The sequence below is a fragment of the Streptomyces sp. NPDC036822 genome, from assembly GCF_055609145.1.
Genome location: NZ_JBVJPY010000021.1, coordinates 22,838 through 43,826, shown reverse-complemented (window position 1 = coordinate 43,826; position 20,989 = coordinate 22,838). Strand labels below are relative to the sequence as shown.

Annotated in this window: 19 protein-coding genes; 12 read left to right on the top strand and 7 right to left on the bottom strand. The window is 72.4% G+C overall.

All coding sequences use genetic code 11. The features are described from left to right. The first annotated feature begins 72 nt into the window (after positions 1-72). The 6 genes from ACZ68P_RS31425 to ACZ68P_RS31400 all read left to right on the top strand — a co-directional run bounded on the left by ACZ68P_RS31425 (position 73) and on the right by ACZ68P_RS31400 (position 6,874). Positions 73-894, top strand: a complete 822-nt coding sequence (locus ACZ68P_RS31425; RefSeq protein ID WP_471012203.1) for a class I SAM-dependent methyltransferase — start codon at positions 73-75, stop codon at positions 892-894. Then, positions 891-2,456, top strand: coding sequence for an ABC transporter substrate-binding protein (locus ACZ68P_RS31420; protein WP_471012202.1), 1,566 nt, complete (start codon positions 891-893; stop codon positions 2,454-2,456). The genes ACZ68P_RS31425 and ACZ68P_RS31420 overlap by 4 nt, the downstream gene beginning before the upstream one ends. Next, positions 2,453-3,400, top strand: a complete 948-nt coding sequence (locus tag ACZ68P_RS31415; protein WP_471012200.1) for an ABC transporter permease — start codon at positions 2,453-2,455, stop codon at positions 3,398-3,400. The genes ACZ68P_RS31420 and ACZ68P_RS31415 overlap by 4 nt, the downstream gene beginning before the upstream one ends. Beyond that, the gene (locus tag ACZ68P_RS31410; RefSeq protein WP_471012196.1) at positions 3,397-4,206 is read left to right on the top strand and encodes an ABC transporter permease; all 810 of its coding nucleotides are present in this window, start codon (positions 3,397-3,399) and stop codon (positions 4,204-4,206) included. Before ACZ68P_RS31415 ends, ACZ68P_RS31410 begins: the two co-directional genes overlap by 4 nt. Further along, positions 4,203-5,711, top strand: a complete 1,509-nt coding sequence (locus ACZ68P_RS31405) for an ABC transporter ATP-binding protein (RefSeq protein WP_471012193.1) — start codon at positions 4,203-4,205, stop codon at positions 5,709-5,711. Before ACZ68P_RS31410 ends, ACZ68P_RS31405 begins: the two co-directional genes overlap by 4 nt. Before the next feature lie 62 nt (positions 5,712-5,773). Further along, a complete protein-coding gene (locus tag ACZ68P_RS31400; protein WP_471012190.1) occupies positions 5,774-6,874 on the top strand; it encodes a hypothetical protein in 1,101 nt (366 codons plus the stop codon). 59 nt (positions 6,875-6,933) lie between these two features. Here ACZ68P_RS31400 and ACZ68P_RS31395 read toward each other — a convergent pair whose 3' ends face one another. The 3 genes from ACZ68P_RS31395 to ACZ68P_RS31385 all read right to left on the bottom strand — a co-directional run bounded on the left by ACZ68P_RS31395 (position 6,934) and on the right by ACZ68P_RS31385 (position 9,077). Beyond that, the gene (locus ACZ68P_RS31395; protein ID WP_471012187.1) at positions 6,934-7,503 is read right to left on the bottom strand and encodes a hypothetical protein; all 570 of its coding nucleotides are present in this window, start codon (positions 7,501-7,503) and stop codon (positions 6,934-6,936) included. Between the two features lie 108 nt (positions 7,504-7,611). Continuing rightward, a complete protein-coding gene (locus ACZ68P_RS31390; protein ID WP_471012183.1) occupies positions 7,612-8,274 on the bottom strand; it encodes a class I SAM-dependent methyltransferase in 663 nt (220 codons plus the stop codon). Between the two features lie 143 nt (positions 8,275-8,417). Next, positions 8,418-9,077 carry a DNA alkylation repair protein gene (locus ACZ68P_RS31385; protein WP_471012313.1) on the bottom strand — a complete coding sequence of 220 codons (660 nt, stop codon included), beginning with the start codon at positions 9,075-9,077 and terminating at the stop codon, positions 8,418-8,420. A gap of 421 nt (positions 9,078-9,498) precedes the next feature. Here ACZ68P_RS31385 and ACZ68P_RS31380 point away from each other — a divergent pair, with 421 nt between their 5' ends. The 6 genes from ACZ68P_RS31380 to ACZ68P_RS31355 all read left to right on the top strand — a co-directional run bounded on the left by ACZ68P_RS31380 (position 9,499) and on the right by ACZ68P_RS31355 (position 15,112). After that, positions 9,499-10,323 (top strand): class I SAM-dependent methyltransferase, encoded by an 825-nt coding sequence (locus ACZ68P_RS31380; RefSeq protein WP_471012180.1) that lies wholly within the window; start codon positions 9,499-9,501, stop codon positions 10,321-10,323. Positions 10,324-10,939: 616 nt separating this feature from the next. Next, positions 10,940-12,304, top strand: a complete 1,365-nt coding sequence (locus tag ACZ68P_RS31375; RefSeq protein WP_471012177.1) for an ATP-binding protein — start codon at positions 10,940-10,942, stop codon at positions 12,302-12,304. Between the two features lies 1 nt (position 12,305). Further along, positions 12,306-12,713 (top strand): roadblock/LC7 domain-containing protein, encoded by a 408-nt coding sequence (locus ACZ68P_RS31370; protein WP_365716572.1) that lies wholly within the window; start codon positions 12,306-12,308, stop codon positions 12,711-12,713. Then, positions 12,710-13,066: a DUF742 domain-containing protein gene (locus ACZ68P_RS31365; protein WP_365716574.1), complete on the top strand. Its 357-nt coding sequence runs from the start codon at positions 12,710-12,712 to the stop codon at positions 13,064-13,066. The genes ACZ68P_RS31370 and ACZ68P_RS31365 overlap by 4 nt, the downstream gene beginning before the upstream one ends. Then, positions 13,047-13,670 (top strand): GTP-binding protein, encoded by a 624-nt coding sequence (locus ACZ68P_RS31360; RefSeq protein ID WP_471012174.1) that lies wholly within the window; start codon positions 13,047-13,049, stop codon positions 13,668-13,670. Before ACZ68P_RS31365 ends, ACZ68P_RS31360 begins: the two co-directional genes overlap by 20 nt. Beyond that, complete coding sequence (locus ACZ68P_RS31355) at positions 13,667-15,112, top strand: cytochrome P450 (RefSeq protein ID WP_471012172.1); 1,446 nt, start codon at positions 13,667-13,669, stop codon at positions 15,110-15,112. Before ACZ68P_RS31360 ends, ACZ68P_RS31355 begins: the two co-directional genes overlap by 4 nt. Before the next feature lie 126 nt (positions 15,113-15,238). Here ACZ68P_RS31355 and ACZ68P_RS31350 read toward each other — a convergent pair whose 3' ends face one another. The 4 genes from ACZ68P_RS31350 to ACZ68P_RS31335 form a co-directional block, all read right to left on the bottom strand. After that, positions 15,239-16,270, bottom strand: a complete 1,032-nt coding sequence (locus tag ACZ68P_RS31350) for a terpene synthase family protein (RefSeq protein WP_471012170.1) — start codon at positions 16,268-16,270, stop codon at positions 15,239-15,241. Between the two features lie 620 nt (positions 16,271-16,890). Continuing rightward, positions 16,891-17,742, bottom strand: coding sequence for an aldo/keto reductase (locus ACZ68P_RS31345; RefSeq protein ID WP_471012169.1), 852 nt, complete (start codon positions 17,740-17,742; stop codon positions 16,891-16,893). A gap of 330 nt (positions 17,743-18,072) precedes the next feature. Continuing rightward, complete coding sequence (locus ACZ68P_RS31340) at positions 18,073-19,563, bottom strand: alpha/beta hydrolase family protein (RefSeq protein ID WP_471012167.1); 1,491 nt, start codon at positions 19,561-19,563, stop codon at positions 18,073-18,075. 286 nt (positions 19,564-19,849) lie between these two features. After that, on the bottom strand, positions 19,850-20,959 hold the full coding sequence (locus ACZ68P_RS31335; RefSeq protein ID WP_471012165.1) for an FAD-dependent monooxygenase: 1,110 nt from the start codon (positions 20,957-20,959) through the stop codon (positions 19,850-19,852). Between the last annotated feature and the right edge of the window lie 30 nt (positions 20,960-20,989).

Below are 20,989 nucleotides of genomic sequence, written 5' to 3'. Positions count from 1 at the left end.
GCGAGACCTGCTGACCGAGGCCCCCGACGCCGCTGTTCCCGCCCCTCCCGACCGGCCCCGAAGCGAGACCCCATGACCCCGACGACCGACGGCAACCTCCTCACCGACCACCCCGAGCTCTACGAAGAGCGCTTCCCCGACCCCGAACGGCTCGCCGCCCGCTGGACCGAGGACGTGCTGGCCCGGCACGGCGCCGGACCCCGCGTCCTCGACGTCGGCTGCGGCACGGGGCGTGACGCCGCCTGGCTCCACCACCGGGCGGGCCGGCGCGTCACCGGCATCGACACCTCCGCGGCCATGCTGGCCCACGCGGCCACGCACCATCCGGGCCCCGACCACCACGCGGCCGACATGCGCGACTTCGACCTCGGTGCGCGCTTCGACGCGATCGTCTGCCTCGACAGCGCCCTCCTGTACTGCCACACCAACGAGGACCTCACCTCCTTCCTCGCCCGCTGCCGCGCCCACCTCACGCCGGGCGGCCTCCTCGTCGCCGAGATGCGCAACGGCGCCTTCTTCCTCGGCAACACCGAACTCCTCGACGCCCCGAGCGTCAGCACCTTCGCCTGGAGGGGCACCACCTACACCTCCCGCACCACCCTGTGGATCGACCACGGCGCACAACTCCTGCGACGCCGCCGTATCTGGACCGCGGACGACGGCAGCCCCGCGCAGGAGCAGCACTCCGCCTGGCGGCTCCTCTTCCCGCAGGAGCTACGCCACTTCCTCACCACCGCCGGCTTCGAGGTCCTCGCCCTGCACGACGGACCCGGCCCCCGCACGGACCCACCGTGGAGCGAGGGCGACACCCCTCACGGGACCGCGCACTCCGACCGCCTGCACCTCATCGCCCGGCTCACGCCCCGCCCCGACAACGGAGACACCACCCCATGAACGACGTCCGCTCCCCCCTCGCCCGCAGAGGCTTCCTGCTCGCCACGGGCGCCACCGCCCTCGCCTTCACCGCCGCGTGCGGCACCGGCGCCACCGCCCCGGACACCAAGAACGCCCCGGAAGGCACACCCAAGGCCGGCGGCCGGCTGCGTGCCGCCTTCGCGGGCGGCGGCGCGAACGAGACCCTCGACCCGCACGCCACCAACCTGTTCGTCGACGCCGCCCGCGCCAAGGCCCTCTACGACAAGCTCGCCGACTTCGGCGCCGACCTCGCGGCCGTCCCCCGGCTCGCCGAGAAGTGGGAGTCCAACGACGCGCTCGACACCTGGCGCATCACCCTGCGCAAGGCCACTTTCCACGACGGCCGGCCCGTGACCGCCGAGGACGTCCTCTTCAGCTACCGCCGCATCGCCGACCCGCGGGGCACCTTCCGCGCCAAGGCATCCCTGGAACCGATCGACCTCGACACCAGCCGCGCCCTGAACCCGTCCACCGTCGAGTTCCGGCTCAAGCGCCCGTACGCCGAGTTCCCCAACGTCCTCGCCGCCTTCGGCACGTACATCGTCCCCGCCGGCACCACCGCCTTCGACAAGCCCGTCGGCTCCGGGCCGTTCTCCTTCGTCTCCTTCACACCGGGCAGCTCCCTCGTCGTCAAGCGCAACGACGCCTACTGGGAGGGCGCCCCGTACCTCGACACGCTCGAATTCGTCATCGCCTCCGAGGAGTCGGCCCGCGTCAGCGCCCTGCTCGGCGGCCAGGTCGAGTACGCGCACGAGCTGAACCCGGCCACCGCCCGCACCCACGAGGGCCAGGGCAGGATCGACGTCATCCGCCTCCCGGGCAGCGCCATGCAGGGCTTCGTCATGAAGACCGACCGCCCCCCGTTCGACGACCCCCGGGTCCGCCAGGCCTTCTTCCTCATCGCCGACCGGAAGGAGCTCGTCGACGGCGCCCTCTCCGGCGCGGGCGAGATCGGCAACGACCTCTTCGGCAAGGGCTACCAGTACTACGCGGACACCCTCCCGCAGCGCGCCCAGGACCTCGCCAAGGCCCGCGCGCTCCTCAAGGCGGCCGGCGCCGAGGGCCTCGAAGTCACCCTCGACACCGCACCCGCGGCCACCGGCTTCGTCGAAGCCGCCGGCATCTTCAAGGAACAGGCCGCCAAGGCAGGCGTCACCGTCGAGGTCCGGGTGGGCAACAAGGACACCTACTGGAAGGACATCCTCTCCTCGGGGACCTTCGCCTCCTACCGCTCCGGTGCCATGCCCATCGAGTCCCACATCTCGCAGCGGCTGCTGACCGGCTCGACCACCAACGCCACCCGGTGGCAGCGGAAGGACTTCGACGACCTGTACCGGCAGGCCCAGGCCACCCGCGACGAGAAGCAGCGCGCCGCACTGTACGAGCGGATGCAGCGCCGCCTGTACGACGAGGGCGGCTTCCTGATCTGGGGCTTCGCCGACTGGATCGTCGCCACCGCACCCCGGGTGCGCGGCGTCTCCGACCAGGCCCCCGCCAACACCCTGGACTGGGCCCGCTTCGACAGGATCTGGCTCGCGTGACGCCGCACCTGGCGTGGATCGGCCGCCGCCTGCTCCTCGGGCTGGGACAGACGGCGGCCGTCGTCCTGTTCGTCTTCGCCCTCACCGAGGCGCTGCCCGGTGACGCGGCCGTCGCACTCGCCGGGGACCAGCCCGACCCCGCCCGCATCGCCCGCATCCGCGAGACGATGGGCCTCGACCGGCCGGCCGACGAACGCCTCGTGGACTGGGTCGCCGGCCTCCTACGGGGCGACCTCGGCACCTCCCTGATCAGCGGGCGGCCCGTCATCGGCTTTCTGGCCGCCGGTCTCGGCCCCACCCTTCTCCTCGCCGGAGCCACCCTGGCCCTGCTCGTCCCGCTCTCCGTCGGACTCGGCGTCCTGGCCGCCCGGCGCGAGGGCGGGCCGGTCGACCGGACCGTCAGCACCCTGACCCTCGCGGTGCACGCCGTGCCCGAATTCGCGGTCGGGGTGCTGCTCGCGACCCTCTTCGGGCTGTGGCTCGGCTGGCTGCCGCCCACCGCCGTCGGCGCCGACCCCTTCACGGAGCCGGCCGTCCTGGTCCTGCCCGTCGTGGTGCTGCTCGCACGGCCCGTGTGCACCATCAGCCGGCTGGTGCGTGCCGGGATGATCGACGCGATGGCCTCCCCGTACGTCGCGCAGGCCCGCCGCTACGGCGTACCCGGCGCCCGCGTCACCTGGAGGCACGCCCTGCCCAACGCCCTTGCCCCAGCCGTCCAGCAACTGGCCCGGACCTGCGACTGGCTCCTCAGCGGAGTGATCGTCGTGGAGGCGCTCTTCGTGATCCCCGGCCTCGGCACCGTACTCGTGGAGGCCGTCGCCGCACGTGACGTCCCGGTCGTCCAGGGCATGGCCGTGGTCTTCGGAGTCGTCACCGTCCTGGTCAACCTCGCCGCCGACCTCGTCGCCCGGCGCTTCGCACCCCGGTCCGAGGTGGCGGCGTGAAACGGCGTCCCGCACGGTCCCTTCTCGCTCTCGCGCTGATCGTCCTTCCCGTCCTGCTCGCGCTGGTCGGCCCCTTCGTCGCGGGCCAGGCCGGCCCCCGTTCCGTCTCCTTCGCCTCCGGCGACGGGCACTGGCTCGGCACCGACTTCAGCGGACGCGACGTCTGGCGGCAGGTGCTCCTCGGCGGACGCTCCGTGGTGCTCGTGGCGATCGCGGCCACCGCCCTCGCGTACCTCATCGCCGTCCCGCTGGGCCTCGCCGCGGCCCTGACCCGCCGCAGCTGGCTGGAGGAGGCGCTGATGCGGCCCCTGGACGTGGTCCTCGCCGTCCCCTCCCTCATCCTGGTGCTGCTCGTCGCGGCCACCCTGACCCCGGGGCTCCCCGGACTGACCCTGCTGGTCGGTCTGGCCGCCGTACCGGACGCCGCGCGCGTGGTGCACGCGGCCGCCGTCGAGATCTCCTCCCGGCCCGCCGTCGAGGCGCTCCGCATGCAGGGCGAGTCCTGGTGGCGCACGGCCGTCGGGTACGTCGCCCGCTCCATGCGCCGCACGCTCGCCGCCGACGCGGGGATCCGCCTCACCGGAGCCCTGTATCTGGTCTCCACCGCCGCCTTCCTCGGCGTGGGCGTCGCGCCTGACGCCGCCGACTGGGCGGTCATGGTCGACCGCAACCGCACCGGCCTCTTCCTCCAGCCCTGGGCCGTGGTCGTGCCCGCCCTGCTCATCGCGGCCCTCTCGATGGGGACGAACCTCCTGTTCGACGCCGCCCTCCAACGCCAGACCCTCCGGAAGGAGGCGAGGAGATGACCCTCGTCGCGGAAGTACGGGACCTACGGGTCGCCGTCGGCGGACGGACGATCGTGGACGGCGTGAGCCTCGCCGCCCGGGCCGGCAGGATCACCGCCGTCATCGGCCCGTCCGGCAGCGGCAAGACCACCACGGGGCTCGCCCTCCTCGGCGAGTACCCGCCCGGAGCCGCCGTCGACGGCGAGATCCGCACCCCCGCGGGCCCGGTCGGATACGTACCCCAGCATCCGGCCTCGGTCCTCAACCCCGCCCGCCGGGTCGGCGCGCTCCTCTCCGACATCGCCGCCCTGCGGCGAGGAGGCCGCCGCGAACGCGGGGCCCGTGTCGAGGAGGCCCTGCGCCTCGCGCAGATCCCGGATCCGGCGGCCGTGCTGCGCCGCTTTCCCCACCAGCTCTCCGGAGGACAGCAACAGCGGGTCGTCCTGGCGCAGGCACTGCTCCTGGGCGCCCGGGTCATCGTCGCCGACGAACCCACCACCGGCCAGGACGCCGTCACCAAGCAGGGAGTCGTGGCCCAGCTGGCGGCCGTCGCCGCCCAGGGCATCGCCGTCGTCCTGCTCAGCCACGACCTGGACGTCGTACGGGAGCTGGCCGACGAGGTCGTCGTGATGCGGGCCGGGCGCGTCGTGGACCGGGGGACCGCGTCGTCGGTCCTGGCGGACTTCACCCCCGACCGGCCCCGCGCCACGCGCGCGCCACGCCCCCGTGGACCGGTGCGCCTGGAGGCACGGAACCTGACCGCCCGGCACCACACCGCCCACGGGGCCGCCGTGGTGCTGAGCGACATCGGCATCTCGGTGGCGGCGGGGGAGTGCCTGGCCCTCGTCGGCAGGTCCGGCAGCGGCAAGACCACCCTGGGACGCTGCCTCGCCGGGCTGCACCGCACGTACGACGGCACGGTGCTGCTCGACGCGACGCCGCTCCCGCGCAGCCTGCGTTCCCGCGGCCGCGCCGAACTGGCCGCCGTGCAGTACGTGTTCCAGGACGCGAAGGCCGCCTTCGACGAGCACCGGCCGGTCCTCGACCAGGTCGCCCGCAGCGCGGTACGGCTCCGGGGCGCGGCCCCCGGGGACGCGCGGCGCGGCGCCCTGAGCACCCTCGCGGAACTCGGCCTCGGCGAGGCCCTCGCCGGGCGCCGCCCGGGACAGCTCTCCGGCGGCGAACTCCAGCGCGCCGCACTCGCCCGTGCCCTGCTGGCAGCGCCCCGGGTCCTCGTCTGCGACGAGATCACCTCCGGGCTCGATCCGGCCACCCGGACCACCCTCCTCGACGCCCTCGCCCGGCTCCGTGAACGCGTGGATCTCGGCCTGGTGTTCATCACCCACGACCTGACGGCCGCCGCCACCCTCGCGGACCGGATCGCGGTCCTCGACTCGGGCCGCGTCGTGGAGACCGGCCCGGCCCGCGAGCTGATCGAGACGCCACGGCACGCCCTCACCAGGGAGCTGCTGTCGGCGCCCGCGACCGCACTGTCACCCTCGACCGCACCGCCACCAGGCCTCTGACCTCACAAGATCGTAGGCCAGGATATTGCGGGGCGTGACGGCGTGATGGATGATTCTCGGCCGTGACGATCTTTCCAGCCGTCGTGCTCGGCGCGCTCATCCTGGCCTTCTTCACGATCTTTCCCGTGCACCGCCGCGCCGACCGGTGGGTGCGCGAGGACTTCGTGGCCGCCCACTACGGGCTCGTTCCTCGCGAGGTGCTCGACGCGGGACGAGCCGGTCCGCCTCCGGCGCAGCACCGGCTCGAGGAGACGCAGGCCGTGGCCGACGCCGCATGGGAAGGGCAGTGGCAGGCGGCCAAGGCGTACGTCGGCGCGGCCGGCGACGACTGGGACGAGCGCTGGTCGCGTACCGAGCTGCTGCGGCAGGTGGCCTCGGAGGACGACGGCTGGCTGGAGGCGTGGCGCGAGGCCGAGCCCGGCAACTGCGACGCGGCGACCCTCCACGCCGGCCTGATGGTCCACCGAGCCTGGGAGATCCGGGGAACCGCGTATGCGAACCAGGTCCCGGCCGGTCGGATGAAGGAGTTCCGCGCGATGCTTCCGGCCGCGATCGAGCAGGCCCGGAAGGCCGCCGAGCTGGACCCCGTGAACCCCGGCCCCTGGGTCGTCATGGTCACCGCGGCCCGCGGAGCGGGGTACAGGCCGGCTCGGTTCCGACCGCTCTGGGACGGCCTCGTGTCCCGCGCCCCCCACCACTACGCGGGCCACTGGCAGGCCTTGCAGTACTGGTGCGCGAAGTGGTTCGGGAGTGACAGGCGGATGATGTCGTTCGCCAAGCGGGCGGTCCGCAAGGCCCCGCCCGGAAGCCCCCTCGTCGGGATGTATCTCCACGCTCTGTGCGAACTGGAGAAGAGGCCCATCCCTTCGGCACTGCCCAGCGCATGGGCCTCCCGGAGACGCCTGCGACAGGTCGCGGCATCGCTCTCCGAAATCCCCTGCGACAACCAGCACGTCCCCGCGCTGCGTCATCTGCTGGCGCACTTCATGGTGCGATCGAGGATGTACGCCTCCGCGGTGGAGCAGTTCCGGCTGCTCGGTCCATGGTGCGGCGCCGAGCCGTGGCTGAACTCCGGCGACCCGGTCTGGGCCTTCGAACTCGCCCGCGGCACGGCGGTGAAGCGATCCCGAGCACTCCCCGTACCGAGCCCGCAGCGGATGTAGCGGCCGGAAAGGCACCGTCCGCGCGCGCGACGACGAGCCGACCGGTGACGAACGGCCTGTCAGGTCATCAGGAACAGGGTGTCGAACCAGACGAGGTCTCGCTGCGGGTGCAGCAGGAAGCGGCCCTTCACGTGTTCGTCGCCCGGGGGCTTCCCCGGACCGGGCGCGAGCACGCGCGCGTCGTACGCCGTGCTGGCCTGCCAGCCGGACCGCGTCGGCAGGTGCGGCGCCAGCGGGTCCGGGATGTCGGCGGGCAGCGCCGACGGCGCGAAGCGTTCGTCCGGGTGCGCGGAGCGCATGAGCTCCGCCACGCCCGGCACCGGCCTGGCCAGCCCCACCACACGGATCCGCGCCTCGGGACCGGGCACCGTCAAGCGCTGTCCCGTCTCGTCGATGTCGTAGCCGAGCCAGTGCGCGTCGGCCAGTTCCCCGAGTGCGGCGAACGGCTCACGGAGCGGGTCGATGTCGGTCCGTACGCGTACGCGGTCACCGGTGGCCGCGTCGTCGTCCCGGGCCGCTTCCGGAACCGCGGTGCAGGCGGTCGCGGCGAACGACGGAAGAAGCACGGCGGCACCCAGCAGCGTCAGGAATCCCCGCCGCTTCGGCCGGTCGTCGACGAAGTCCCGCATGTGTCCCCCGATGCCTGCCGCCGTCTCGCCGGGGACTCTACCGTGGGCGCGGAACGCCCGGGCTGGGAAGGTCCCGGCGGGGAACGGCCCGGGTCCCGGGCTCCCGCGTCATGGGCGGCGGGCGTAACAGAAGAGGTGCTCCTCCGGTTCCGCCAGATCGCCGGCCGGCCGGAACCGGGAGACCGCGTGGTGCAACACCTCCAGACCGCACTCCTCGCGCAGCCGACGCACGTACTCCTGTGCCGAGAAGCTGGAGACTTCCACGCCGCGCCCCATCCACTCGATGCGCACGCCCTCCACGTCCGCGGGCACCGTCGCAGACACCAGATAGCCACCGGGCGCCAGCCAGCCGGCCATCGCCTCCAGTGCCGCGCCCGCCTCCGCCCGGCTCATCATCAAGAGGGGGAAGAAGGCGCACACGGCGTCGAAGCCTCCCTCCGGAGGATCGAACGCCCGCACGTCGCACTGCTCGAACCGCGCCCCCGGCACCTGGTGGCGCGCCAGTTCCACCATGGTCGGGGAGACGTCGATCCCGGTCACCTCACAGCCGGCGCGGACCAGTCGTTCGGCGACCGGCCGCCCCGTACCACTGCCGACATCGAGCACCCGAGCGCCCGCTCCGAGCCGGGCGGTCAGCCAGTCGACCGCGGCCACCTGCTCGGGCAGACCGCCGAAGGCCTCCTCGTAGGCGAGCCCCAGTCCGTCGAAGAGCTCCGCCGCCGACAGCACGCCCGTCTCCGCGGCGGACCGCTCCTTCTCCCCGTCCCGCACAGTGGTCCCCTCTTCTCCGCACCGGCGCGGCCCGTCGTGATGTCATGGCCTGCCTACCCCGTCGACCACGCGGTCCATGCCGACGGCGCCGCACGTCGACCCGATCGTCCCGCGCACCGCCCGCCGCCGAGTCCCTGGGCCCCCTACGTCTCCTGCTGTCGGCGCACCATCTCGGTGATCCAGACGGGCGCGAACGGAGACGTACAGCCCGGGGGAGTGGGGTAGTCCTTGAGGACCCCGAGGCGTTCGCCGATGTCGAGCGCGCGGGCGCGGTGTTCGGCGTGCTCGATTCCGATCCGGGCCAGGCAGTGGTTCATCGCCCACTGGAGGCGGTCCGGGGCGTCCCGCATCTCCGCCTCGATGAGGTCGAGCAGTCCCGCGAGATCCAGACCCGCGGGCTTCTTCGCCACGCGTTCGGTCGTCAGCGCCCAGCCGGCACTCGCGACCACCGGATCCGGGTCGGCGGACCAGGACAGGCGCAGCTCCTCGGCGTGCGGGGTCTTCTTCACCACGTAGTTCACGAGCCAGTCGTGCACCTTGGGCGTGCGCGCCTCGCGCACCATCGTGTCCAGTTCGTCGCGGGTGAACGCCTTCGGGCGGCAGACCAGGATCGCCAGCAGCCGGGCCGCCGCGTCATCCGTCTCCCACAGCCGGCATGCGAGATCGTGCTGTGTCTTCAGCCGCTTCGCGAGTGTGCGCAGCTTGCCGAGGTTCACGCCGTGGTCGTCGCCGTGCCTCTCGTTGACGGCGCGTACCTTCGGGTCCTCGAGCGCGGCCAGCTCGGCCGTCACCTCGTCCACCATCGCCTCGGTCACCGCCGGCCTCCTGTCCCTCGCGTGCGCGATGCAGCCTACGACGGGAGCCGCCCTCCGGGCGTGCGCGCCGGTCGAGCGGCGGCCATCCCGTCACTCCGCCGCCCGACAGCGAGACCGCGTCACCCGCGGGGGGCCGGCCCTCGGGTCTCCCGTGCGCCCACTCGGCTGCTTCGTGTGCCGCGTTCGCGGGGCAGAGGGGCTCGGGCCCGGCGCGCCTCGGGCGCGAGGGCGGCCGCTCGTGCAGGATCGGTCGGGTGGGGGCCCGGGGACGGGCCGCCCGGCACCGCCCCACCGCATGAAGAGGTCCGGCCATGTACGTGTGCGAAGACCCGCCGTTCCCGTACCGCGCCGACCGGGCGCCGGGGCTCGTCGAGCTGGACACGTCCGACTCCACCACGGCGCCGGCGTCGTGACCGCCGCTCCGTGCGGGGACGCACCGGACGGCGGCCGCTACGGCGAAACCGTGTTCCGCCCCGAACAGGCGGGCGAGGGTGAGCGCATCGACTTCGGGGCCCTCGCATACGACGACATCACCCTGGCGCGCCTGCGGGCGCTCGGCGTCGGCCCCGGGTGGAGGTGTCTCGACGTGGGGGCCGGCACCGGCACGGTCTCCCGTCGGCTGCTTGACGAGGCCGAGGTGGCGAGCGTGCTCGCCGTCGACCGCGACGTGCGCTTCCTCGCCGAGCGGCCCGTGCCGGGTCTCGACGTACTGGAGGCCGACATCACCGCCCCGGACTCCGTCCCCGGCCGGTTCCGGCTCGTCCACGCGCGCTTCGTCCTGATGCACCTGCCCGAGCGCGAACACCTGATCGCCCGGCTCGCCGAACTCGTCGAGCCCGGCGGTGTACTGGTGCTCAGCGACGCGGTCGACCTGACGGCCGACCGGACACCCACCACTCCGTACAGCGCGGTCATGCGCGCGATGTGGCAGGGCTTGCGCGCCACCATCGGCACGGACGTCTCCTGGGTGCCGTCGTACCCCCACCTGCTCCGTGGGGCGGGGCTCCTGCCCGTCGCTGCCGAGGTCCATGTGCCCCCGCTGCTACCCGGCAGCCCGATCAGCCGCTTCTGGGCGGACACCTGGGAACGCAGCAGAACAGCGATGCTCGCCACCGGCCTGGTCGACACCCACGCCGTCGACGAGGCGATCCGCTACCTCGCCTCCGACGCATGCGCCGCACTGTCGGCCGGCATGCTGACCTGCTGGGGACACCAACCGACCGGGCCTCGCTGACCCGTTTGCGAGGCCCGCGCGGGTGCCTGTCCGGCTTCCCGCTCGACCACGAGCCCGGTCCTCCGCGTGTAGGGGCCGGGCCCGGGGCTCCGTGCCGTAGCCCGCGCCAGGTGATGGGGCGGCCGGGAACCATGGGGCCCGCGGGCGCCAGGATGTGATCGGTTGAGTGCTTCTTCGATGCCTGGATTGGTCGTTTGATGCGCCCGAAATGACCGGTGGCGGCTGTCCTTTTCGCAAAGTCACATGGCGAACCCGAACTGACTATGCTCCCCGATGTGTTGCGCTGCGCTCACAGCGAGTCATGGTCGCTGTGGTGCGCGTGGACGGAGTGGGCTGCCATGGGAAGCGACCGACGGCGCGACCCCGAGGCGGCCGCGGGGCCTCGTCGGGGCATGCGTGCGTGCCCGTGTGGAGTCCGACTCGCTCGTCTCGGCGCATCGCATCACCTCAGTCCGCTCATTTCAGACTGTTTAGGGACCCCTTGATGGTTCGTGCAGGATCAGTTTCCAGAGCCCGGTCAACCGCGGTTGCCCGGGTGTGGCTCCTCCCGCCCGGAGTTCTTGCCGGAGCCTCCGCCATAGCGCTGCTCCTCTCCCCTGCACAGATACGGACTCCGGTGGCCTGGTGCGGCCTCGCCGCCGTCGTCCTCACGGTCGCCACCTCGGCCGAGACCGCGCGGCGGCTGGGGTCGGCGGAAAGGGCCCGCCACGCGCGGGCGAGCGCCGAGGCGGGGGAGCGCGCCGCGCAGCGGGAGGCCGCGCTGATCGGGCGCCTTGCCCAGCAGCGGGCCACCACCGTCTGGCTCGCCGAGGAGCTGCTGCCCGCGGCCGTCGCCCGTCTGCAGAAGGGGACCCCCGCCTCGGAGGTCCTGCAGGCCGTGACCTTCGGCAAGCACCTCGACGACGAGTTCACCGAGGCGCTCAAGGGAGCCCTGCGTACGCTCCTGGAGGCGGTGGAGGCCGAGGAGTACACCCGGGACGCCTCCCAGCGGGCCCTCGTGGCGGTCGCGCGCCGGATGCAGGCGATCGTGCACCAGCTCGCCAAGGACCTCCGTTCCATGCAGATCCTCCACGGCACGGACGTCGTGGTCTCACGCGGCCTGCAGGACATCGACCACCGCAACGCCCTGATCGGCCGCCTCGCGGCCAGTATCGCGGTCCTGGGCGACGCCCGGCCCGGGCGCCAGTGGTCGAAGGCCATTCCGCTCTACGACGTGCTGCGCGGTGCCATGTCACGCATCGTGGACTACCCCCGCGTGAAGCTGCAGTCGGTGACGGAAGTGGCCGTGACCGGCCCGGGAGCCGAACCGCTGATCCATCTGCTCGCCGAACTCCTCGATAACGCCACGACGTTCTCGCCGCCGCACACCCCCGTCGAGGTGACCGCGAGCGAGGTGCCCTCCGGCATCGCGATCGAGATCGAGGACCGTGGCGTCGGACTCACCGAAGAGGTCCGGCAGCGCGTCGAACGCGTCATGGCGCAGTCGGGGTCGACCATCCATCTCGCCGGCCTCGGCGAGGTGACACAGCTCGGCCTGCCCGTCGTCAGCCGACTCGCCCGCGAGCTGGGCTGCGACGTCGACCTGCGCACCTCCGCCTACGGGGGCGTACGGGCCGTCGTGCTCGTACCCCGGCGTCTGATCACCACGGTGCCGCAGCCCGTCGTGAAGACCCCGCCGCCGGTCCGCAGGCGCATGGGCGGCCCCGTCATGCCCCGACCGACGCAGGCGCGCGACGCCGTCCCGGAGACGGGCGAGGTCGGGAAGACCGCCAACGGTCTCCCGCAGCGACGCCGGGAGACGCCCGTCCCGACACCGGTCGTCATGGGGACGCCTACACCGCCCGCCGCTCCGCCCGCCCCCCGGGGATCCTCCGCCGCATCCCGCCCGCCGGGCCTGATGTGGGAGGCGTTCAACGGCGAGAAGAGGCCGGGCGCGGAACCATCCACTCCACACAGCGAGCCGTCAGATGAGGTTGAGTAACATGCAGCCACTGCCCAACATGGACTGGATGCTCAAGGAGCTCGTGGGCGGCGTCCCGTACGTGCGACACGTGGTCGTCCTGTCGTCGGACGGCCTGTGCATCGGGCAAGCGAACACGGCGTCCGACACCGCCGACGCGATCGCCGCCGCCTGCTCCGGGATCCAGAGTCTGGCCCGGGCCATCGCCCAGATGTTCCCGCACGGGAACGGCTCGACGCGGATGGTCGGCATCGAGGCCGACGGCGGGTACTTCTCCCTGATGGCGGCCGGCCCCGGGGCCTACCTCGCGGTCCTCGCCGACCAGGAGGTGGACGCCGGACTGCTGGGGGACCGCATGCGGACGCTGGTGGTGCGCATCGGCCAGCACATGACCAGCCCGCCGCGTGATGACGTCGGGCAGGCGATGTGACATCAGAGAACCAGGCCCCCTGGGAAGAAGGCACTCCTGTCCCGCTCTACGTCATCACCGGTGGCCCGGGATCCAAGGCCAAGGCCTTCAACCTGGTCACCCTCATCGCGGCGAGGTCCGAGCCCGAGCCCGCGATGCAGCCGGAGCACGCGGCCATCCTCTCGATGTGCACCTACCCGCTCTCGGTGGCCGAGGTGTCGGCCTATCTCAGTCTCCCGTTCAGCGTCGTCACCGTGCTGCTCTCCAAGCTCGTCGACGACGAGCGGGTCGAGGCCATCGCACCCGTGCCCGTGGCGGCATACCCCGAACGCGGCCTATTGGAGGCGGTGATCCATGGACTACGCCAGCTTTGACGCTCTCGACGCCGGCCCGCGTGACACCGACGTGCTGCTGCCCCACGGCGCCAGGGGCGTCAAGGTCGTCATCGTCGGCGGCTTCGGAGTCGGCAAGACGACCATGGTCGGGGCGGTGAGCGAGATCCCGCCCCTGACCACCGAGGAGACCATGACGCAGGCGGGCGTCGGGATCGACCACAATCCCGGCGCCCAAGGCAAGAAGACGACGACCGTCGCGATGGACTTCGGACGGATCAGCATCAACCGGGAGCTGATCCTCTACCTGTTCGGGACGCCGGGACAAGAGCGCTTCTGGTTCCTGTGGAACGGCATCTTCGAGGGCGCGCTCGGCGCCGTGGTGCTCGTCGACACCCGCAGGATCGAAGTCTGTTTCGAGGTCATCACCCGTCTCGAAGACCGCCGCGTCCCCTTCGTCGTGGCCGTCAACGCCTTCCCGGAGGCCCCGCAGTACCCCGTACCGGATCTGCGCACCGCTCTGGCCCTCAGCGATTCCGTGCCCATCGTCACCTGTGACGCACGGGACCGGGCGTCCTGCCGCGACGCCCTCCTCTCGCTCATGGTCTATCTGCGCACCCTCGCCGCCGCCCAGGAGACAGCATGACCGTCCCGCCCACCGAAAGCCCCACCGCGACGTCCGAGCCGAGCCCGCCCCCGGGCTGCCCGGCCCACACCGCGACCGGACCCGGCGGAGCCACCCGGCTCTACGGCGCCGACGCGGCGACGGACCCCATGGGTCTGTACGAGAAGCTGCGCGCGGCCCATGGTCCGGTGGCGCCCGTCCTGCTCGACGGCGACGTACGCGCCTGGCTGGTCCTGGGGTACCTCGAGAACCGGGACGTGGCCAGCCGCCCGACCCAGTTCTCCCGCGACCCGCGCGTCTGGCACGGCTGGACGAGCGGGGAGATCGACCCCGCCACCTCGCCGCTCGTGCCGATGATCGGCTGGCGTCCCGACTGCGTCTGCGCGGACGGGGAGGAACACCAGCGCCTGCGCGGCGCGGTCACGGCCAGCCTCAGCCAGTTCGACCACCGCGGGATCCGCCGCCACATCACCCGCTTCGCCCACCAGCTCATCGACACGTTCTGCGAGCGCGGCGAGGCGGAACTGGTGGACCGGTACGCCGAGCACCTGCCCATGCTCACCCTCACCCACCTGCTTGGCATGTCGGACGAGTCCGCGCCCGAGCTCGTGCACGCCGCCCGCGACCTCTTCAAGGCCACCGAGACGTCGCTCGCCAGCAACGCCTACGTACTGGAGAGCCTCGAACGGCTCGTGGTGGCCAAGCGGGCCCGCCCGGGGCACGACATCGCCTCCGCGCTGATGGCCCATCCCGCCAACCTCTCGGACGAGGAGGTCCAGCACCACCTCCGGCTCATCCTGCTGGCCGGATACGAGACGACCGCCAACCTCATGTCCAACGTCCTCCGCATGGTGGTCAGCGACCCCCGGTTCCGCGGCTCGCTGGCCGGCGGACAGATGACCCTTCCCGAAGCCGTGGAGCAGGTCCTCTGGGACGAACCCCCGCTGATGGTGTGTCCGGGACGCTGGGCCAACGGCGACACGACCCTCGGGGGGCAGCAGATCAAGGCGGGGGACATGCTCCTGCTGGGCCTGGCCGCCGGAAACGTCGACGAGGCGATCCGCCCGGATCCCTCGGCGCCCGTGCACCACAACCGCGCGCACCTGTCCTTCAGCGCCGGTACCCACGAATGCCCGGGCCAGGACATCGGGCGCATCATCGCCGACACCGGCATCGACATCCTCCTCACCCGGCTGCCCGACATCACCCTGGGCGTCCCCGAGGAGAGCCTCACCTGGCGTTCCTCCACCTGGGCCCGTCACCTGACGCAGCTGCCCGTCACCTTCGCCCCCCGCCCGCCCCAGGCGCACGACGTCCCGGCGCCGCTCCCGGCCCCGCCCGCCCAGGGCATCGCGATGCCCTCGGCACCGGTGGAGCCACTGAACGAACCGGAGACGCGACAGCGGTCCGAGCCGCGTGCCTCGTGGTGGACGCGGGTCGGACGTCTCCTGCGGAGGAGGTAGCCCTTACGGCCGGTGCTCTGCGCCGACCGTCCCCGCCGAGAGGTGCCGACGCGTTCCGTCGGCACCCCTCGGCGCCAGGTGTCCGCCACCGTCACGGCCGTTCCCGCTGCCAAGCCGTCGCTGCCGCTACGGCCGGAACAAGACGTCCGCGGCGGCGTAGCGGGGTGCTCCGGTGTACCAGGCGTGGATACCGGAGAGGAAACTGCACGCTCCCTCGAGCCACACCTCCAGCTCGGCGTGCTCGTCGTCGTGCAGACCGGATCGCCGTACGAGCAACGGCAGTTCCTCCTGCCTGAGGTGCTCGAAGTCCCGCAGCCGGGCGTTCACCAGATGCAGGGCAGCCGGGACCGCGTCGTGGAGGCTGATGCCGAGGGACGTTCCGACGACCAGGACGAGGTTGTTGACGTCGTGCTCCTCGTGCACCTCCCTCTCGTAGGAGGCGATGTCGTTCGCCAGGCCCATGAAGTCCATGAAGGCGTCGAGCAGGGCGTGGACGGTCCGGGTGTGCCGGATCTGCTCGGGGATGCGCGCGCCGGTGGCCAACTCGACCGAGTAGGGCGCGGTATAGGCGGCGAAGCTCTCACGCCGGAACGGGGCGTAGTCGATCAGGTGGGGGATGCGGCCGTTGCGGCTGTTGGCCAGTTCCTCGACACCGGCATCGACGTATCTTTCCAGGGCGCGGTTGAACTCCTGCCGCCAGTGCGCCAGTTGCGGGGGGAAGAGGTGCTGCTGCAGATCGGCGATCCCCCGCTCGACGGCGTTGCTCGGCTCCGGCAACCGGGCGCCTGGTTCCGGTCTCAGGAACGCCCGCAGCCGGGCGGTGAAGAGCCGTGCGCCGGGCAGGTCACCGGTCTGCTTGAAGGCGGAGGCGAAGTAGTCGTCCCAGGCCAGAGCCCAGATGTTGAACCGGTGGTTGAGCCGGAGGCCGTCGAGAGAGGCGTCGGGGAGGGTCCAGGCGGTGAGCTGGTCCACGGTCATGGCGTGGAACCGCGACCGGGTCCATATCGCGCGGCGGTCCGACGATCCCGCGTCGCCGTCCAGCATGCCCATCGCGCGCGCCCAGGACTCGCTCTCCTCGCGTAAGGCCGGCAGATACGGATTCACCCGCAGCGGGTAGGGCATCCACAGCTGGGGGAGCTCGACGGCGCGCACTGTCATGGCCAACCTCCTTGTTCCGCGGCCCGCGTCGACCTGCGGGCCACCCTCCGAGCGGTCTGCCTGCAGGGAGGCGGCCCACTGTGTCGTTCGCACCACGCTGCCGGAAGCGCCGGCACGCCGTGGACGCCATGCCGGAGAGATGCGATGCGCCGCGCGCTCCCGCGCGAGCCCCCGCATGTGCCGACAACCGCCCCCTACCACGAGGCCGGTCGATGCCCGCCCTGCAACTCTCCAAACCTGCCCTCCGCGAACGACCGGCAACCCCGCAATTGGCCGGAACACGATCGGAACAGGTGCGCGTGCGGAAGGGAACGATCCGCCATGGAGCGCTTTCCGTTGGCGTACGTACATCCCGTTGCCGTGCGGAGGGCCGAGGGGAGGCGCCGGCCTCGGGCTGGGGCGAGGACGGTGCGCGGCGCGACAGGTGGGTCGCGGCCAGGAGGGTGGCTCCTGCCGGCAGTTTCCCGCGCAGAACGGTGCGCCGGCTCGGCAGGGCGGCACGGCGGTGTGGATCGATCACGGTGGACGGCTCCCGGTGAACCGGGGACGGAACGGGGGCGCGGGTGCCTCGGGCGTGTACGTCAGGGCACCCGCGTCCGGCGAGGGGCGTCCGGCGCCGTTCAGCCGTCCAGACGGTGCCCTCCGAGCAAGGTGACCATCTTGGGGTCGCGGTGGTCGAAGAACAGGGAGCTGCCGGTGTCGAGGGTGGCGATCCGGTCCATCTGCTCATCGGTGAGCCGGAAGTCGAAGACGTCGAAATTCTCGGCCATGCGCGCGGCGCGCACGGACTTGGGGATGGCGACGACACCGCGCTGGGTCAGCCAGCGCAGGACGACCTGGGCGACCGACTTGCCGTGCTCCCGGCCGATCCCGGCGAGCAGCGGGTTGGTGAACAGGTCGTTCCTGCCCTCGGCGAAGCCGCCCCAGGACTGGATCTGCACCCCGTGCTCGCGCATCAGGTCCTGGTAGTCGGCGCGCTGGAAGAAGGGGTGCGTCTCGATCTGGTTGACCTGCGGGGTGATCTCGTTGTGGACGATCAGGTCGATCAGCCGGTCGGGGTAGAAGTTGGCGACCCCGATCGCCCTGGTCACGCCCTCGCGGTGGAGCGCCTCCATGGCGCGCCACTGGCCGTGGACGTCGCCGAAGGGCTGGTGCATCAGGTACAGGTCGAGGTGGTCCAGGCCCAGCTTGCTCAGGGAAATCGCGAACGCGCGGCGGGTGTGGTCCTCGGCGGGGGCGTCCTGCACCCACAGCTTGGTGGTGACGAACAGGTCCTCGCGCGGGATGCCGCTGGAGGCGATGGCGCGTCCCACGGCTTCTTCGTTGGCGTAGGCGGCGGCGGTGTCCAACAGGCGGTAGCCGGCGGCCAGGGCCTCGGAGACGGCGCGCTCGGTGTCCTCGGCGGGGATCTGGTAGACGCCGAAGCCGAGGAGCGGCATCTCGACGCCGTTGTTGAGGGTGACGGTCTGCATGGGCGGAGGGTCCTTCGCTGTGCGGGTGGTCCAGGGCGGATGAGGGCCTTGGCCGTACCGGGCGGTTCGGGTGGTCTGCGTTCGAGCCTCCGCGCCTGGGCCTCGGTGCGGGTGGCGCCCGCGGCGGCTCCGGGACACCTCCAGCGCACGCAGGTTGACGTACCGCATCACGCCTTCTCCGGTCGGTGGCGTTGCCCGCCTCCCACTCTCACCCGGCCCGGCGGGTCGTGCCGGTCGAAGCCGGGGCGAGGGCCGGCGGCATCCCGCGCGTATCGGCCTGACCGCCGTTCTCCCCGCCGGTTCCGGGCCGGCCGGCACGGGTGCAGCCGATCAAGGGCTGTCGTCCGGGCGGTGGACGCTGAGGTCGCCGTGGGCCGCCAGAGCGCCGGCCAGGTCACCGGGTTCGTGCCGGAGGGTCGCGTCCAGGAAGGCGAGCGTGGTCGCGGCGACGACGCGCGGGCTCTCGGTGCGGCCCAGGGAGCCGACGATCGAGGGCACAGGCGGCAGATAGAGGGGGCCGTCCATGAAGGTGAGGTGTGCGGTGCCGGGGACGGTGAGCCGGTAGCTCGTCGCGGTACTGCGCGTGAGGGCCTCGGTGAGGCGGGGCAGGTAGCGCGGGTCGGTTTCGGGGGTGATGGCCTGGGTGAGCGCGAGCGTCGGCTGGTGGAGGGAGGGGGAGGTGGGGCCGTGGGGGTAGCCGTCCAGGTCGATGACGGCGTCGAACCGGCGATCCTGCCGGGCTGCCTGCAGAGCCGCGGCGCCGCCCATGGAGTGGCCGGTGACCGCGACCCGGCCGGTGTCCAGGCGTCCGGTCAGGAGGCCGGCCGTCTCCCCCCGGTCCAGGTGGTCCAGCCGGGTGAGGACGAAGCGGAGATCGGCTGCCCGCACAGCCGTCCAGCCGGCCGCCAGATCCGAGTCCTCGTCCCGGTCTCCGGTGGAGGCGATCTCGGAGTGGATCGTCCGGCCGTCGGCGAGGACGACGGCGGCGGAGTCGTACGGGTGGTCGAGGGCGGCGACCACATAGCCGTGGCTGGCCAGTTCCTCCGACCAGGCGGTGTTCTGGGTACGCACTCCGCTCGACCCCGGCGAGAACAGCACCACCGGGAACCGTCCGCCCCCACCGGCCACCGGGGCGTCGAAGACCGCATGGGTGTGCGCACGCGGGACGCCGTCGACCAGGAAGCCGGGCAAACCGGTCTCGCGGGCAAGGGCATCGGAAACGGTGCGCGCCTCGTGCTCGGTGCGCCCGAGGTAGCGGGCCCGCTGCGCGCCCGCCGGGCTCGTCCGGGCCGGGTACCAGAGCTGGGCCACGACCGTACGCCGGTCGTGCGGATCGGTGGTGAAGCTCTCGGGGCGGCGTGGGTCGGTCCACTGCACGACGTGGGTGCCGACCGCGTAGCGGCCCGACGGCTCGGGGAACACGGGCACGGGAAAGGCCCAGGCCGCCAAGGGGCCGGAGGCGATCAGGCCGACGCAGACCACCGCCCCCGGCCCTGCCAGCCACCACCGGGCCCGCCGCGCGGGCCGGCCGGTACGACGGCGCAGCAGGGGAGAGAGCGCGAAGGGTGACGCGACGGCGGCGCCTGCCAGGACAGGCAGCATCTGCCAGCGGATGCCCACCGCAGTCAGCGCGATCACGGACGGCACGAGGACCGCTCCCGCCGCGACCGTGACGCGTGGGCGTGCGGCGGGTGGAAGCCAGCGCGCCACCACCAGTGCGACGGCACTGAGCAGGGCGAGAAGTTCCGGAGGGGACAGGTGAAGGCCCGCGATGATCTCGGTCACCCGGCCATCCTCAGGGCCGGGCACACGATGCCACATCCCTCCCCGGTCGCCTTCGTATGCGACTGAAGTCGCCATCCGGGGCAGGTCACTTGTGCGACCGAAGTCGCATCCAGGCACGTCGCCCGTGCGACTTACGTCGCACGTCCCGCTCGGCCTTCGGGGGGCACGGGGGTGGGCGGGTCCTGGAGCTTCTGGGCCCCGCAAGGGGCCGAGACCGGGCTCTACCTCGGCCTCGCCCTGGCCCTGACCGGGTTCCGCGTCCGGTGGATCCGCCGCCGGGTGACCTGACCGACGCTGGTCTCCAAGGGCGAGGGGGAAGGTCTCAGTCGTCGAGGGACAGTGCGTTCTTGGCGTGTGCGACGGATTCCTCGGAGGCGGGTCCGCCTGCGTTCTCGGTGGCCAGCGCCTGGTTGAGGGTGACGAAGGGGCGCATCCTCCGCTCGTAGCGGGAGTACGCGGCGTGGTGGTCGCCCCGCGCCCGCGCCAGGCAGTCGGCCAGCACGTGGGCGCCCACCAGGGCCAGGCTGGTGCCTTGCCCCGAGAGCGGGGAGGGGCAGTACCCGGCGTCTCCGAGCAGGGCGACCCTGCCCCGCGACCAGTGCTCCATGCGGATCTGCGCCATGGCGTCGCAGTAGAAGTCGGGCGCCTCCCGGGCGGCCTCGGCCAGGCGGGGCCCTTCCCACCGCAGGGAGGCGAGCTTGTCGGCGACGAGTCGCCTGAGGACGTCGTTGTCGCGCGGGTCGTGCTCCAGAGGCGCGGACTCGAAGCCGAAGGCGATCCTCAGCTCGGTGTTGTCGCGCACGGGCATGATGCCGAACCCCGCGTCCCCGTCCCGTAGCCACATCTGCCAGCGGTCGAGGCCGAGGAAGTTGTCCGCGCCGAACACGGAGAGGTAGCTGCCCAGGTGATGGGCGAAGCGGTCCTCGGGGCCGAAGGCGAGGCGCCGTACGTTCGAGTGCAGGCCGTCGGCTCCGACGACGAGGTCGAAGGTGCGGGAGGCCCCGTGGGCGAAGTCGACGCGGACCCCGCTCCGGTCCTCGTCGAGCGCGGTGACGCTGTCGCCGAAGAGGTACTCGACGTCCGCGCGCGTGTGTTCGTACACCATCCAAACCAGGTCCTCGCGCAGCAGCTCGATGTCCTCACTGTCGAGCCGGCCGCTGCTGAAGGTCGCCTCGGTGGAGCGATCGATCTCCCGGCCCTCGGGGTCGAGGACCGACATGCCGCGCATCCGGGTGCGGACGCTCCGCGCCTGTTCCAGCAGGCCCATGCGTGCGAGGACGTCGAGCGCGACGCCGCGCACGTCCACGGCCTGGCCGCCGGGGCGGGGACCGGCGGCGCGTTCGACGACGGTGGTCTCGAAGCCGTGGCGGCGCAGCCAGGAGGCGAGCACGGGCCCGGCGATGCCGCCACCGGAGATGAGAACGGTCTGCACGGAAAGCTCCTTCAGAGGGCTGATGACGCT